Origin of the sequence: Hymenobacter glaciei, from assembly GCF_039539585.1 — a bacterium.
Taxonomy (GTDB): Bacteria; Bacteroidota; Bacteroidia; order Cytophagales; family Hymenobacteraceae; genus Hymenobacter; species Hymenobacter glaciei.
In genome coordinates this window covers 440,645-454,976 of record NZ_BAABDK010000017.1, presented here as the reverse complement: position 1 = coordinate 454,976, position 14,332 = coordinate 440,645, and the positions used below count along the sequence as shown (strand labels likewise).

Genomic DNA, 14,332 nt, shown 5'->3' with positions numbered 1-14,332 from the left:
TTATCGGAGGGCAGCATGGTTTATACTGACTGCCAAGCGCATGTAACTGCGAAAGGGGAAGTAGTGCAGCACTGTTCGAGCCGGCAGTGCCGGCCGGCCATACACCCAAGCCGCAGCAGTGCAGCTTCGTTAATAGCGCCTTTACTTTACCTTTAGCTCGTTCGGTAACTACTGGGACTCATCACCCATATTTATTAGCAATGCCCGGCTTATTGGCTGGGCCGGCATTCAGGTAACGTCATTGGCGCGACTAGTTTCTTCTCTGCAGGTATTTAAACGCTGGCGGGTGGTCGGAGCGGTATGGGCCCTGCTGCTCGGGCTGGAGCCAGTTGCAGGCCAAGCGCTGCTAAGCGACTCGGTTCGGCCCGACCGGGCATGGCACCGGGGCGCGGCGCCGCTGGTGCGCACCTCGAGACTCAGCCAGCCCCAGCGCGTCGACAGCGTACGGGCGCTGCTGGCAGCCCACCCCCGCCCCGATACTATACGGCTTGTGCTGCTCACCCAGCTGGCTGCTGAAATTACGGTGATGGACGTGCGCGCCGCTGGTTCCACCCGCCGGGCGGCCAGCGCGCTGGCCCGCCGTGTTGGCAACCTCGATTTTTTGGATGAGGTGCTGCTGGACCTTGCGGACTACCACATAGCCCTGGCCGAGTACGACTCGGCACAGCCCCTGTTGCGCGAGGCTCAGCGCATATTCACCCGCCAGCACGACCTGGGCGGACAAATGCGCTGCCTGGGCCGCCGTGCCCGCATAGCGGACCAGCAAGGCGACTTAGCCCAAGCCCTCGACCACTGCCTGCAAGCCATGGCAATGAGTTCGACCGGCGACCAACGGCGCTTTCATATCAGCCTTAAGATTCATGCAGCCAGCCTCTACACCCGCTTGGGCGAGTACGCTACGGCCAATACGTATCTGCGCGAGGCCCTCGCCGTTTCCCGACACTACGAATACCCCGACCGCATCAATCTGATAATGGGCGAACTGGGCGAGTTGGCCCGCCGCCAGGGTCAGTGGGCCAGGGCCCGGTACTACTACAACCTGAGCATTGCCGTTAGCCGCCAGATTGTGGTAACCGACCAAGCCACGGTGCGCACCGTCCGCTTCCATCTGGCCGACGTGACCGAACGCCTGGGCCGGCGAACCGAAGCACTCGCTGAGGGGATGGCGGCCCTGCACGATGCCGCGGCCGCCCACGATGTGCTGCTGCTGCCACAGCTCCAGGCCCTGCTGGGCCGAACCTGGCTGCATCTGCATCGGCCCGATAGCGCCCTGGCCTACGCCGAACGCGCCCGTCAAACCAGCCAGCAAATGCATTCGCTGGAAGGCCTGCGCGCCGCCTACGAAGTACTGGCGCAGGCGCAGGCCCAACGCCATGATTGGGCAGCAGCCTACCAGAGCCAGCTTCGCTTCGATGCGTACGACGACAGCCTGACCGGTACCGACGTGAGCCGGCGCACGGCGGCCCTCCGTTTCAACCATGAAGTGGCACAGCACCGCGTCGACCTCAAGCTGTTGGCCCAGGGCCGGGAGTTGGACCACTTACGCCACCAACGCCTAGTGGTGGGCTTGCTGCTGGTGGCTGTGCTGTCCGCCCTGGGTGGCACAGCCCTGCTGTGGCGCTACCGTCAGCGCCAACGTCAGCGTGAAATTGCCCTGCGCAACCGCATTGCCGCCGACCTGCACGACGACGTAGGCACGTTGCTGAGCCAGATAGCCATGCAAAGCGGCCTGTTACAGGAGGGGCTGGCTGATGCGGCCGGACAACGCCTGCAATTGGGCGAAATAACCGAAGCCAGCCGTGCAGCCGTGCGCCAGCTGAATGACGTGGTGTGGAGCCTTGATACCCAGAACGACCACCTGCCCGACCTGCTCGACCGCATGCGCGACTACGCCTCTGAGGTATTGGGCGTAGCCGGCATAGAGGCTACCTTCGACTTTCCAACGGGGTTGCCCGACCAGCGCCTGTCGGCGCTGCTGCGCCGTAACCTCTACCTCATTTACAAAAAGGCCCTGCACAACGTGCTTCAGCACGCACCCAGTGCCACACTCGTAGTCGTGAGCCTGCGCTGCGTGGCTGGCAGCCTGCCTCAACTTGTATTAGAAGTGCGCGACAACGGGCAGGATGGCACCGCCCCCAATTCCGAGCACGGCCAGCGTACAGGTCAGGGCCTGCGCAGCATGGCCACGCGGGCCGAGGCCATGGGAGGGGCAGCTACTGCCGGCCCAGTACCCGGTGGAGGCTTCCGGGTACAGGTGGCTGTACCGCTGGCCAGCCCCCGCCGGTCGTTTGGACTGAAAATCGGCTCCTGACAAACGGCAGGAAATGCGGCCATTTGAAGCAGTAAGGCATTTTATTATGATAAATTCGGCTTCGTCATGGTAGAATAATAGCCTGCCACCTACGACGTATTACAGAATGGCGCGCGGCCTGAATTTGCAGGCGAGGCATAGCCGCTCGGTTGCAGGGTTGGCCGCGCATTTACGGCATCCGGCGAAGCTACGCTAGCTGCAACGCGGAACTATTGGTGAGGGGCCGACACGCATGGTAGCGGGCCCCAACCGTTTTTTGGAATCTCGGTATTACCCAAGTGGCCGGTTTTCGCGTAGAGTAGTGCAGTATTTCTCCTGCTTTCGCGTTCCGCATCATGGCCAAGAAACCCGTTAAACCCAAAAAAACCGCCGCCGACCCTGCTAAGAAAGCCCGCGTGCACAAAGAGCTCGAAGGCTTCGAGATTGGGGTAAACCCCTTAGGCGAAATCACTTCTAATTACAGCATTGAGCAGATTAACCAGTTTCTGGGCCGCCACGTGCGCGACAAGAAGCTGGTTGACCGCGCCGGGCAGTTTGGCGAGAAGCCTGGCGAGGGCGATGCCGATGAAGATTTTCCCATTGAAGATGGCCACCAGGAGGTTGAAGAGTCTGATGAGGACTTTATTAAGCGCACCAGCCGCGAGGCCAAGCGCAAGAAAATCGTGGACGACCCCGAGAAAGAAGCGGCCGAAACCCGCAGCGAGTTGCCGCAAGACGACTAACATGCAATGGTTGACGACTAAGCACTAACCGTTAATCATCAACCACTACTTTACAGCGTACTCGTCGTTCCTACGCGCAAGCCCTTATCGAAGGATTCTACTTTGATGAGTTGGCCGTTGGAATAAGTTTCGACCCGGCTGCGCTTGTCGTGCTCAAACAACTCTACTTGTGTGAGCTGGCCCTGCTCGTACGTTTCGGCCCGTGTGATATTGCCATCGACGTAGGTTTGCACCGCAGCTATCTGGCCACCGGGCTCGTAGCTCGTCCAAGTGCCATACCAGTAGAACCGTGGGGACTTGCCCGGGCCGGTGACCCACTGAGCGGGACCACGGCGGGCCAACTGGCCGTCGGGGTGCCAATAGCTCACTTCACAGTAGCCTTCTTTGCTGTACGTCTCCGTGCGGTCGAGCCTACCAGTGGGGTCGTAGTACTGAAACGTTTTCACGGGCCGGCCGTGGCGGTAGCGCCCGGCCGTGTAGGGGCGGTGGCGGCCATCGTCGTAGTAGGTACGCCAGCGGCCGGTTTCGAGGCCGTGCCGGTCGAATCGGTTACTTTTCCAGAAGGCCCATGCGGGCGGGGTAGTGGCGAAACGCGAGCCCGCGCAGCTTCCGAGCACAGCACTGAACGCGAGCAGCAATAACAGTTGAAAAGCACGCATAGACGAAACAGAAGAGGGTTGAACTATAAAGTTAGTTGAAAGACCCTTCTTCAACGCATCGCCCCCGAAATATTGTTCGACGCACTCACCAAGCCCACAAAATAACTGCCTACCTATATCTTTGGTCGTACCAACTTTCTTACCGGCTTCTGCTATGACCTCGCACGACGTTGATTATCGCATTCTGGGCTCCGATATTCAGGTTCTTGAAATTGAGCTTGACCCCAACGAAACCGTGATTGCCGAGGCCGGCGCCATGGTATACATGGAAGAGGCCATTGCTTTCGAAACCAAAATGGGCGACGGCTCCGAACCCGAGCAGGGCTTTATGGGCAAGCTGTTTTCGGCCGGCACCCGACTGATTACCGGCGAGTCGCTGTTTCTAACGCACTTCACGCACCGGGGCAGCTATGGCAAAAGCAAGGTGGCTTTTTCGGCCCCTTACCCGGGCACCATCATCCCGGTTAACCTGCGCGAAATGCCCCAGGGCCTCATCGTACAGAAAGACGGGTTTCTGGCAGCCGCGCGGGGCACCAAAATCAGCCTGCACTTCAACCAGAAATTCGGGGCCGGCTTTTTCGGGGGCGAGGGCTTCATTTTACAAAAGCTCACCGGCGACGGCAAAGCATTTGTGCACGCCGGTGGCACCATTATCGAAAAGCGCCTCAACAACGAACTGCTGCGGGTAGATACCGGCTGCGTGGTGGCTTTCGAGCCGGGTATCGACTTCAGCGTGGCCCGGGCGGGCGGCCTCAAGTCGATGATATTCGGGGGTGAGGGGCTGCTGCTGGCCACGCTGCGCGGCACTGGCCGGGTGTGGCTGCAATCAATGCCCGTTAAAAAGCTTATTCAGGCGCTATCGCCGATGGGCGGCAATGCCCAGAAAGAAAGCGGTGGGGTACTCGGGGGCCTGCTTGGCGGCATGCTCGACGAGTAATAGCGGGCGCGGCTAGTGCATTGCTTCCGTCATGGACGGAGGCGTAGTGGTATCGGAAGACCCTTTCATGGCGATGCCCAGTGCAACCAACAGGACCAACCCTACCACCACAGCTACCCGAATCAGGAACTTCTGGTCGCTGTTTTCGTCGTGCTTGCGCCGAGCTAGTTCGCGGCGTTGGCTACGGGTTTTGTAGGGCCGTTGATACGCTGATTTATGGCTGGCCGAAACTTCAGTTGTCGAAGACATACAATTGATTGCGGGTGGGGTGCAATAAGGACAGTAGTATTATTACGGTAATATTACCTCTTAAGATGGCATTGTTTATAATAAATCTATCGACGGCGCAAATAACTAGCCCAATGTGCCACTGTGGTCGCCAAATGGCGAAATTTGTTTTGGGCTAACGATTGTGCAGCCCGCGCGCAGCCGTTTGCAGCACCGCCTCCAATACCTCGCGCGAATTGAGCAAGCGCGGCACCTTGTGCTGCCCGCCCAGCTTGCCCTGCCGGGCCAGCCACGCCTCGAAAGTACCGGCCGGCACCGCGTGCAGGCGCGGGGCAGCCAGCGCCAAACCCCGGTGGCGCTTGGCGGCGTAGTCCGAATTTAATTCGCCCAGCGTAGCATCGAGCACCGCTCCGAAACGGGCCAGGTCGGGCACTGTGTTGCCTACAAATTCTACGGCCCACTCGTGGCCGCCACGCGAAGCCGCGTTGTCGGCGGCGAACCACACCGGGGCAGCCGTGAAATCGCGCACCGCCGCGTGGGTGGCACGGCAGGCGGCGGCCATGGCCGCCTCGGCGTTTTCAATCACCACTTCTTCGCCAAAGGCATTGAGGAAGTGTTTGGTGCGCCCCGTGATGCGTACCCGATACGGCGCCAGCGAGGTAAAACGCACGGTATCGCCCACCAGATAGCGCCACAGCCCGGCGTTGGTACTGATGACCAGCGCATACGGCTGGCCCAACTTCACCTCAGCCAAGGGCACGGCTTGGGGTTCGGGCACGACCCACTGGTCGGCGGGCAGAAATTCGTAGTAGATGCCGTGGTCGAGCAGCAGCAATAAGTCCTCATTTCCGGGCTGGTCCTGCAGGGCAAAGTAGCCTTCCGAAGCGTTATATATTTCGAGGTAGTGCATGCGCGCATCCGGAATGAGCTGGCCAAACAACTCGCGGTAGGGCCCAAACGCCACTGCCCCGTGCAGAAACAGCCGCAGCTGTGGCCATACCTGCAGAATATTGTCGGCTCCGGCCAGCGCTACCACACGGCGCAGCAGCACGACCATCCACGTGGGCACGCCGGCCAGCACGCGCACATCCTGCCGCAGTACGTGGTGGGCAATGCGCTCGATTTTTTCCTCCCATTCGCTCAGTAGCGCTAAATGCAGCGGCGGCGTACGCAGGGTTTCGGCCCACCCCGGCAACTGCGCCATGATGACGGCTGACACATCGCCCACCCGCGACGCCGGCTCCTGGGGCCGGAAGGGGTTGGGCCCCAGCGCCCCACCCAGCGAGAGGGTTTTGCCGGCCAGCAGCCGCTCACGGGGATAGAGGTGGGTACTCAGGGCCAGCATATCACGGCCGGCGCGGTAGTGGCTATGGTGCAGGGCTTCCTTCGTGACGGGGATAAACTTGCTGCGCGCGTTGGTGGTGCCGCTGCTTTTGGCGAACCACTGCGGCCGACCGGGCCATAGCACGTCGGCACGGCCCTGCAGGGTCTTTTCCAGCTCGGGGTAAAGTTGCTCGTAGGTGCTCACGGGCACGCGTCGGGCAAACTCGGCTGTACTCAACCGCTCGCCGTAGCCGTAGCGCTGCCCCCACTCGGTATGCTGCGCCCTGACAAGCAACCCGTGCAACAGCTGCGCCTGCGCTTCGTGCGGCTGCGCCCGAATGCGCGCCAGCCGGGGCAGGCTACCGAGCTGCACGGTGCGGGCGATGAGCTGGTCGAGCATTTTTGTTAGATGTGGAAATATACTGATGTAGGAATGTAAGAATGCCTAAACGGTCCAGCAAGCCTGGCGCTGTATAGAAATTTTGGCACCGCAATAATCAAATAATGAACTACAGACAAGCCGATTAGGCTCGTTCGGCCACTTTTCACATTCGACACATTTTCAAATTAAAAACTACACATTGCGCTTGAGCTCGAAATTCTTGCCCAAGTACACGCGGCGCACGGTTTCATCGCCGGCCAACTCTTCGGCGGTGCCGGCTTTCAGCAGCTTGCCTTCGAAGAGGAGGTAAGCCCGGTCGACAATGCTGAGGGTAGAGTTAACGTCGTGGTCGGTGATGAGCACGCCAATGCCACGGTGCTTGAGCTTGGCCACAATGCCTTGGATTTCCTCGGTAGCAATGGGGTCTACCCCCGCAAACGGCTCGTCGAGCAGCACAAACTTGGGGTCGACGGCTAAAGCGCGGGCAATTTCGGTGCGGCGGCGTTCGCCCCCGCTCAGCACTTTGCCCAGGTTTTTTCGCACGTGGCCCAGGCTAAATTCTTCGAGCAGTTCCTCAACTTTGGCCTGGCGGGCCTCCTTTTTCATGCTGGTCATTTCGAGCACCGCCATGATATTTTCCTCCACGCTCAAGTCGCGAAACACGCTGGCCTCCTGGGCCAGGTAGCCAACGCCCAGCCGTGCCCGCTGGTAGATGGGCATGGTAGTAATTTCCGTATCATCGAGGTATATCTTACCACTGTTGGGCTTTACCATCCCCACCATCATATAAAAACAGGTGGTTTTGCCGGCCCCGTTGGGCCCAAGCAGGCCCACGATTTCGCCCTGCCCCACGGTCACCGACATGTCGTTGACGACGGTACGAGCTTTGTATTTCTTAACAAGATGGTCGGCGCGAAGAATCATGTGGGCAAAGGTAAGCGGCAACCCGGAGGCAGGCTGCGGCGAAAGCGAACGCAAACGGAAGCATATTTATTCGGCACGCCGAGTAGTTGGCTTGAATTTTTCCGCTACTTTTAAGGCTCAAAACCAACCACCCACCTCCACACTTTTTTAATTATGACAGTAAAACGACTACTCCTCGCGGGGGGCGCGCTGCTAGCCAGTGCGTCGGCTGCTTCTGCCAGCGGCTTTCAGGTGTATTTGCCGGGCCACAAAAGCAATGGTATGGGTGGCGTCGGCGTTGGCTTGTCGCTCGACCAGTCGGCGATGTTCCTCAACCCTGGTGCCTTGGCCATGGTGCGGGCCAACGGGGTAGTACTCGGAGCGAACGCCACGTTTGCGCGGGTAGCCTTCCGTTCCGAAAACGGCGGTCCCCAGCGTGACCTGCAGCCCACAGTGACCACGCCGTTTAACTTTTACGCCTCCTTTGGGCCGAAAGACGGCAAGTTTAAGGCAGGCATCGCCGTGTACACGCCCGCCGGCTCGAAACTGGTGTATGCCGACGGCTGGGAAGGGCGGGCGGCACTCACTCAAATCGACCTGAAGTCGGTATTCGTACAGCCCACCCTGAGCTACGCCATCACGCCGCAACTGAGCGTGGGTGCGGGCCTCACCATTCTGGCCCTGGGCTCGGTGAACCTGCAACGCGACATTTCAGCGCTACCCTACCCCGGGGCTACAATTGAGCTGGATGGCAAAACCAAAACCCAGTTCGGGGTCAACGCCGGCATCATGTTCAAGCCCAGCGAAAAGCTGAGCGTGGGCATCAGCTACACTTCCAAAGTGAATGCGATGGTGGAGGACGGTACCGTAACCGTTAAAGGGTTGCCCGATGCCACGCCCGGCAGCCCCAGCTATTCGGCCTCGCGCCGCATCAACCCCGGCTTCACGGCCACCAATTTTGCTGCGTCGCTGCCCATTCCGGCGCACGCGGCCATTGGCATTGGCCTGATGCCGACCGAAAAGCTCACCATTGGCCTCGATGTGGTGTGGACGCAGTGGAGCGCTTACCGGGAGCTGCGCTTCGATTTCAGCGGCAACAATGGCAACGGCGACTACGCTGCCGTGGGCACGCCGGGCCAACCCGGCTCTTTTCCGGCCAGCACCGGCACCCCCGGCCTAGTGGGCGGCAACAACACGTCCATCTCGAAGCGCAACTACCAGGACGTGCTGGCTTTTCGGTTAGGTGCCCAGTATAAAGTAACCGAAGCGCTGACCGTGCGCGGCGGCGTGGTTTACGACCAGAGCCCCGTGCGCGACGGCTACGTGACGCCCGAAACCCCCGACAATGACCGCCTAGCCCTCACCACCGGCTTGAGCTACGATGTGTCGGAGAAGTTCGGCATCGATGCCTCTTACCAGTTTATCCAGATTCTGAAGCGTACCCAAACGCAGTCGCAGTTGCTCGACAACGGCACCACCGACCGTGTGGCCGGCACCTACAACTCCTTCATTCATGTGCCGGGCGTAGGTGTGCATTACAACTTTTAAGCGTTTCATTTCCCATCGACTTTAGCTCATCGCCGACATGAACTCATTTTTTAAGTACACCGCGCCCGCCCTTGCCCTGCTGGGCTTGAGCCTGGGCGGCTGCAAGCCCGACTTGGAGGACAGCCCCAAATCGAGCAACGGACAGGCTGATTTTTCGCGCTACATCGCCGTGGGCAACTCGCTCACGGCCGGCTACGGCGACAACGGCTTGTACCTGGAGGGGCAGCTGAATTCTTACCCCAGTATCCTGGCTCAGCAGTTTGCCAAGGTGGGCGGGGGTCCGTTTGCACAGCCCCTGTTCCCGGCGGCCAATGCCAACGGCAGCGGCTATCTGACCCTGGGCGGCTTCAACAGCGCCGGCTCGCCCATACTCGTGCCCGTGCCGGGCAATGCGGGTTCGGCGGGCTCGCCCCTGCTCACGCGCTACACCGCCCCCGACAACCAGAACCTGGGCGTGTCGGGCATTCGCGTGGCCGATGTAACGACGGCTGACTACGGACGCCTGACTTCCAGCAGCAATGCCGGTAACTTCAACCCCTTCTTCGAACGCCTACTTTCGGGTGCGGCTTCGACCACTTATTTGGATTACGTGAAAGAGCGGGTGGCCACCATTAGGCCTACGTTCTTCACCAACTGGCTGGGCAACAATGACGTGCTGGGGTATGCCACCTCGGGCGGCACCGGGGCTCCGCTTACCGGCGACGCGGAGTTCACGACCAAGTACACGGTCGTAACCGACGCTCTGACGGCGAACGGGGCCAGCGGCTTGTTGGCTACCATTCCGAACGTGGTGAACGTGCCGTATTTCACGACGGTGCCGACGGCTGGCATCATTGCTCAGATTAGCGCGGCACCCGTGCCGGATGCCACCAAGACCCAGCTCACAGTTGGTCTGCAGCTCACGCCGGCCCAAGCGGCCACCATCCGCTTCGGGCTTTTCGTGCAGGCGCTTAACGCGGCCGGCACGGCTACCGTGACGCGCGAAGCGACAGCGGCTGATTTTCTCTTGCTGCCCGCCAGCTCGGTCATCAATACGCCTTCCACTACCACTAATCCCACGCCCCGGGGCTTGGGCATTGTCATCTCGGGCTTGAACGCAGCGCAAACCGTTGGACTGGCGGCCGCGGCTCCGCCGAATCCGCTGCCCAGCTCGCTGGTGCTCGACGCCGTTGAAGCCGGCCTGGTGCAAACCCGTACCACGGCGCTGAACGCCATCATTGCCAACGTTGCGCAGCAGAAAGGCCTGGCGTTGTTCGACGCCAACACGTTCTTCAACGGCGTGGCCCGCACTGGTATCATCGTGAATGGGGTGAGCAACACGGCGGCCTTCATTTCCGGCAACCTGTTCTCGCTCGACGGCGTGCACCCCACTCCCCGCGGCTATGCCGTGGTAGCCAATGAGATGATTCGGGCCATCAACGCCAAGTATGGCTCGACAGTACCCGGCGTAGACCCCACCACTTACCGTGGCGTGAAGTTTCCTAAATAAGGAAAACACCATCGTCCCGCACCAAAAAAGCGCCTTTCCTTTGGGGAGGGCGCTTTTTTATTTCAGACATCTACCGCTTGCCCGCTATGCGGGCCAATGAACAGCCGGCTTCGCCAGGTGCGCGGCAATGAGCTGGGCGTGGTGCCGGCCGTTCTCAATAAACCAACGGCTGGTGGCGCGGCCGCCGCACACGGTACCGGCCACAAACAGGCCGGGCCGCGTGGTTTCGTGGGTGGCGGGGTCGAAGAGGGGCGCACGGGCTTCGTCGGCTGTGTCGGGCTCCACCCCAAGGCGGCCGAGCAGGGCCTCATCGGGGTGGTAGCCGGTGAGGGCGTAGACAAAATCGGTAGGAATACGCAGCGGGCCGTCGGGCGTGAGGACTTCGATGGCTTCGGGCGTGATGGCCGTGACGGTGGCATTGAAATGCGCCGTGATACGCCCCTCGGCAATGCGATTGATGAGGTCGGGGCGAATCCAGTATTTCACGGAATTGCTGATTTCGGGGCCGCGCACGATGAGCGTGACCTTGGCTCCGGCGCGGGTCATTTGCAGCGCGGCCTTGGCCGAGGAGTTTTTGGCCCCGATGACCACGACGTGCTGCATCACGTGCTGGTAAGGCTCTTTGTAATAGTGGCTGACATGGGGCAGGTCTTCGCCGGGCACATTGAGCGGGTTGGGCAGGTCGTAGAAGCCGGTAGCCACAACGACATTGCGGGTCGGGATTTCGCCTTTGTTGGTGCTGATGGTGAAATTGCCCTGCTCGCCATCCAGCTTCAGCACCTTTTGGTGCAGCCGGATGTCCAGCTTTTCGTCGCGGGCCACGCGCTGGTAATAGTCCAGGGCGTCTTCGCGCAGGGGCTTGTAGTGGGCCGTGGGAAAGGGGTAGCCCCCAATTTCGAGCAGCTCGGGCGTGGAGAAAAACTCCATGTTGGTGGGATAACCGACCAGGGAATTAACCAACGCACCTTTTTCTACGATGGCCACTTTGAGGCCTTTGCGCTGGGTTTCGAGGGCGCAGGCCAGGCCCACGGGGCCGGCACCAATGATGAGAACGTCGAGCATAATGGTGTAGGGGCGGGGCTTGCCACCGCCCGTCGTTGAACGATAAGCGTTGATATAACGAGGGACCTGGACCAAACGTCCGGGCGAGGACAAGCCCCGCCCCTACCTTTGCGCCATGCGTACCTGCGACTTGTGCGGCAGCACCACTTTCAAGAAGCTGCCCTTTTACTACGAATTTGAAGGCCAGCGGCTGCAAGGCACCCAATGCCGCAGCTGCGACCTCATGTTTCTGGACCCTCAGCCTACGCCCGCGCAACTGGAACGGCTCTACGGCAAGGATTATTTCACCGAGCGCCCCAACTACGACCGGACCCAGCAGGAAGTCGTGTTCATCGAAGATGGCCAAAAGCAGGCTGCTTTAAACCAGGTTCGGCCCGACAAGTTCACCAACTACATTTTGGCCAAATACCCCGGCCGCCGGTTCTGCTACCTCGATGTGGGCTGCGGCCCCGGCTACACCCTCAAAAGCCTTGAGGCTTTGGGCTGGGAGGCTCATGGCCTCGAAATATCCGAGCACGCCGCCGACTTTGCCCGCCGCGAGCTGCACTTGCCCGTGGTAACCGGCAACATCGAAACCACCGAGGACTTCCACGAAAACCAGTTCGACCTCGCCTACATGGGCGATGTGCTAGAGCACCTGCTATCGCCCAGCGCCACGCTGGCCAAGTTCCACCGCATCCTGGAGCCGGGCGGGCTATTGGTACTGGCCCTGCCGGCCACCCTCAACCTGCCCACCGTGCGGCTGGGTTTTGCGGCCTACGGCGTGCTGGGCAAGGAACGCAAAATGGACATTCCGCCCTATCACCTGTTCGAATTCACGCCGGCCACCATCACCAAAATGCTCAAGCAGCAGGGGTTCGAAGTGGTAGAGCTGCTGAATCCCGTGAAGCCGCCCAAAAACATTCGTCTGGGCGGCAGCGTGGTAGAAAAGGTAAGCAAGCTGGCCGGGCAGTACCCCACGTACTATCTGAACAAGCTAACGGGCCGGTTCGGCGACCGCATGTTTGTGGTGGCCCGCAACGTAAAGTAGCTAACCAGCAGGTTACTTCTGCTCCAGAAACAGGTAGCGCGGCCGGGTTTGGTCGGGCTCCACGCGCGTTTGCACGTCCAGACGCAGCAATTGCCCGCCGGCACCAGCGCTGGTGGCAGGCCAGCTAACCAGGCCTGCGCCATTAGGATTGCCGGTTTTGATGAAGTTGACGAAATAGCGCTGCGTGGTTTTTGACACCTGGTAATCGTCAGGAGTCCAGGCGAATACTTTGTTGGTGGCCAGGTTACCCAAGGCGTATTCTATCTCGGCTGAATGCACAGCGCCACGGGCCGGCGGTACGGGCGCCGCGGCGGCATCACCTTTCACGACGCCGCCGGCCAGACCGGTGGTGGCGTTGCCCATGGCCGGCGTCATGGCCGGGCGGGACCGGGCGTACAGGTAGCGATACACGGACCTGCCGCCGGTTTGGGCCTGCACATCGGCCCACTTCCAGGTGCTGTAGGCTATGAAACGGTCGCTGGCCAGGTCCGTGGCCGACTGTTCGGCTTCGGCATCAGTGGCGGCCGGGTAAAGCTGCAGGGCTTCGGCCGCGCGGTTGCCGTAAAGCTTTTGCACGGCGTAGCGGAAGTTTTCGGCAGTAGGCGCCGAAGGGCCCATCAGAAACTGAGCATTCATTTCCTGCGAGTTCCAGCCCACTAGCAGCGGCACCTTGGCCTGCTGGCCGGCAGCATAAATTTCGGCTGGCTGCCGGGGCAGGAAGTAGCCGTCCACGATGGCCGAAAAGCGCGGGGCATTGGGTTTGCCCGCCGCCTCCAGCAGCTGCTGAGCCGGCAGCGCCCGCAATGCGGCCAACGAGCTGGCGCCGATGGTGGCGGCAAAGTCGGTGCCTACTTTCTCGGCCTCGGCCAGTGCGGGCAGGGGCTGCAAGCCCAGCAGCGAGCCGCTTTCGCCGATTGCGCCCACCATCAGGTCTTTGCCCAGCGGCGAGGCCAGCTGGGCGCTGACCGAGTAGGAGCCCGCCGACTCCCCGGCGATGGTGACGTGCTGGGGGTCGCCACCAAAGGCCCCAATATTTTGCCGCACCCAGCGCAGCGCGGCCTGCTGGTCGAGCAGGCCGTAGTTGCCCGACGCCTGGTTCCGCGATTCCTTAGTCAGTTCGGGGTGGGCCAGAAAGCCAAACACGCCGAGCCGGTAGTTCACCGTCACGGCCACAATGCCGTTGCGGGCCATGCTGGCGCCGTCGTAGCGCGGCTCGGAACCATCGCCGGCCAGAAACCCGCCACCGTAGAAATACACCAACACCGGCAGCCGCTCCCGCGCCGATTTAGCGGGCGTCCACACATTCAGGTACAGGCAGTCTTCGCTCACGCCGTTGGAGCGAAAATTCATGTCGCCAAAAATGGGCTGCTGCATGGCGCGGGGGCCAAACTGCTTGGCTGAGCGCAGGCCTTTCCACGGATGCACCGGCTGCGGGGCCTGCCAGCGGAACTCGCCCACCGGCGGCGCAGCGAAGGGCACTCCTTTAAACATTCGGATTCCGTTAGTCGCCACCGTTCCCACCAGCCGCCCACCGGCCACCTGAGCCTGGTCGGGAGGTAAATGCACGGCTGTTTTTCCCACGGCTTTTTTCACAGTTTGAGCGGTAGCTGAAGTGGCCAGCAGCCCGGCAGAGAGGGCCAGCGCAAAGAATGCTTTCATGGCAGAAAGCTACGAAAAAGCCCCGCTGCCGGGTGAGGCAACGGGGCTTTTTCGTAGGACGCAGCCTTTGCTGCGTCGA

Annotated in this window: 12 protein-coding genes; 6 read left to right on the top strand and 6 right to left on the bottom strand. The window is 61.0% G+C overall.

Annotation, left to right across the window (positions count from 1 at the left end):
- Positions 1–241: 241 nt before the first annotated feature.
- Complete coding sequence (locus tag ABD837_RS12625) at positions 242–2,311, top strand: tetratricopeptide repeat-containing sensor histidine kinase (protein WP_345054939.1); 2,070 nt, start codon at positions 242–244, stop codon at positions 2,309–2,311.
- A 335-nt stretch (positions 2,312–2,646) separates the two neighbouring features.
- Positions 2,647–3,033 carry a hypothetical protein gene (locus ABD837_RS12620; RefSeq protein ID WP_345054936.1) on the top strand — a complete coding sequence of 129 codons (387 nt, stop codon included), beginning with the start codon at positions 2,647–2,649 and terminating at the stop codon, positions 3,031–3,033.
- Positions 3,034–3,083: 50 nt separating this feature from the next.
- Here the strand turns inward: ABD837_RS12620 and ABD837_RS12615 are convergent, their stop codons facing one another.
- On the bottom strand, positions 3,084–3,692 hold the full coding sequence (locus tag ABD837_RS12615; RefSeq protein WP_345054934.1) for a toxin-antitoxin system YwqK family antitoxin: 609 nt from the start codon (positions 3,690–3,692) through the stop codon (positions 3,084–3,086).
- Between the two features lie 154 nt (positions 3,693–3,846).
- Here ABD837_RS12615 and ABD837_RS12610 point away from each other — a divergent pair, with 154 nt between their 5' ends.
- Positions 3,847–4,629, top strand: coding sequence for a TIGR00266 family protein (locus tag ABD837_RS12610; RefSeq protein ID WP_345054932.1), 783 nt, complete (start codon positions 3,847–3,849; stop codon positions 4,627–4,629).
- Between the two features lie 12 nt (positions 4,630–4,641).
- Here ABD837_RS12610 and ABD837_RS12605 read toward each other — a convergent pair whose 3' ends face one another.
- The 3 genes from ABD837_RS12605 to lptB form a co-directional block, all read right to left on the bottom strand.
- Positions 4,642–4,878, bottom strand: coding sequence for a hypothetical protein (locus ABD837_RS12605; protein ID WP_345054928.1), 237 nt, complete (start codon positions 4,876–4,878; stop codon positions 4,642–4,644).
- A 154-nt stretch (positions 4,879–5,032) separates the two neighbouring features.
- A complete protein-coding gene (locus ABD837_RS12600; RefSeq protein WP_345054925.1) occupies positions 5,033–6,580 on the bottom strand; it encodes a GH3 auxin-responsive promoter family protein in 1,548 nt (515 codons plus the stop codon).
- 174 nt (positions 6,581–6,754) lie between these two features.
- Positions 6,755–7,486: an LPS export ABC transporter ATP-binding protein gene (gene lptB / locus ABD837_RS12595; RefSeq protein ID WP_345054921.1), complete on the bottom strand. Its 732-nt coding sequence runs from the start codon at positions 7,484–7,486 to the stop codon at positions 6,755–6,757.
- Positions 7,487–7,639: 153 nt separating this feature from the next.
- Between lptB and ABD837_RS12590 the strand changes: the two genes are divergently transcribed.
- Complete coding sequence (locus tag ABD837_RS12590; protein WP_345054918.1) at positions 7,640–9,013, top strand: OmpP1/FadL family transporter; 1,374 nt, start codon at positions 7,640–7,642, stop codon at positions 9,011–9,013.
- A gap of 37 nt (positions 9,014–9,050) precedes the next feature.
- Complete coding sequence (locus tag ABD837_RS12585; RefSeq protein WP_345054916.1) at positions 9,051–10,502, top strand: SGNH/GDSL hydrolase family protein; 1,452 nt, start codon at positions 9,051–9,053, stop codon at positions 10,500–10,502.
- An 84-nt stretch (positions 10,503–10,586) separates the two neighbouring features.
- Here ABD837_RS12585 and ABD837_RS12580 read toward each other — a convergent pair whose 3' ends face one another.
- Positions 10,587–11,564 (bottom strand): YpdA family putative bacillithiol disulfide reductase, encoded by a 978-nt coding sequence (locus ABD837_RS12580; RefSeq protein WP_345054913.1) that lies wholly within the window; start codon positions 11,562–11,564, stop codon positions 10,587–10,589.
- Between the two features lie 115 nt (positions 11,565–11,679).
- On the opposite strand from ABD837_RS12580, the gene ABD837_RS12575 reads away from it, so the two are divergent.
- Positions 11,680–12,594 carry a class I SAM-dependent methyltransferase gene (locus tag ABD837_RS12575; RefSeq protein WP_345054910.1) on the top strand — a complete coding sequence of 305 codons (915 nt, stop codon included), beginning with the start codon at positions 11,680–11,682 and terminating at the stop codon, positions 12,592–12,594.
- Between the two features lie 12 nt (positions 12,595–12,606).
- On the opposite strand, the gene ABD837_RS12570 is transcribed toward ABD837_RS12575, so the two are convergent.
- Positions 12,607–14,253, bottom strand: a complete 1,647-nt coding sequence (locus tag ABD837_RS12570) for a carboxylesterase/lipase family protein (RefSeq protein WP_345054908.1) — start codon at positions 14,251–14,253, stop codon at positions 12,607–12,609.
- Positions 14,254–14,332: the final 79 nt, after the last annotated feature.

What these genes read in the sequence shown, in the direction of transcription:
- ABD837_RS12620 (WP_345054936.1), top strand. Translation starts at nt 2,647, where the DNA reads ATGGCCAAGAAACCCGTTAAACCCAAAAAAACCGCCGCCGACCCTGCT.
- ABD837_RS12615 (WP_345054934.1), bottom strand. Translation starts at nt 3,692, where the DNA reads ATGCGTGCTTTTCAACTGTTATTGCTGCTCGCGTTCAGTGCTGTGCTC.
- ABD837_RS12610 (WP_345054932.1), top strand. Translation starts at nt 3,847, where the DNA reads ATGACCTCGCACGACGTTGATTATCGCATTCTGGGCTCCGATATTCAG.
- ABD837_RS12605 (WP_345054928.1), bottom strand. Translation starts at nt 4,878, where the DNA reads ATGTCTTCGACAACTGAAGTTTCGGCCAGCCATAAATCAGCGTATCAA.
- ABD837_RS12600 (WP_345054925.1), bottom strand. Translation starts at nt 6,580, where the DNA reads ATGCTCGACCAGCTCATCGCCCGCACCGTGCAGCTCGGTAGCCTGCCC.
- lptB (WP_345054921.1), bottom strand. Translation starts at nt 7,486, where the DNA reads ATGATTCTTCGCGCCGACCATCTTGTTAAGAAATACAAAGCTCGTACC.
- ABD837_RS12590 (WP_345054918.1), top strand. Translation starts at nt 7,640, where the DNA reads ATGACAGTAAAACGACTACTCCTCGCGGGGGGCGCGCTGCTAGCCAGT.
- ABD837_RS12585 (WP_345054916.1), top strand. Translation starts at nt 9,051, where the DNA reads ATGAACTCATTTTTTAAGTACACCGCGCCCGCCCTTGCCCTGCTGGGC.
- ABD837_RS12580 (WP_345054913.1), bottom strand. Translation starts at nt 11,564, where the DNA reads ATGCTCGACGTTCTCATCATTGGTGCCGGCCCCGTGGGCCTGGCCTGC.
- ABD837_RS12575 (WP_345054910.1), top strand. Translation starts at nt 11,680, where the DNA reads ATGCGTACCTGCGACTTGTGCGGCAGCACCACTTTCAAGAAGCTGCCC.
- ABD837_RS12570 (WP_345054908.1), bottom strand. Translation starts at nt 14,253, where the DNA reads ATGAAAGCATTCTTTGCGCTGGCCCTCTCTGCCGGGCTGCTGGCCACT.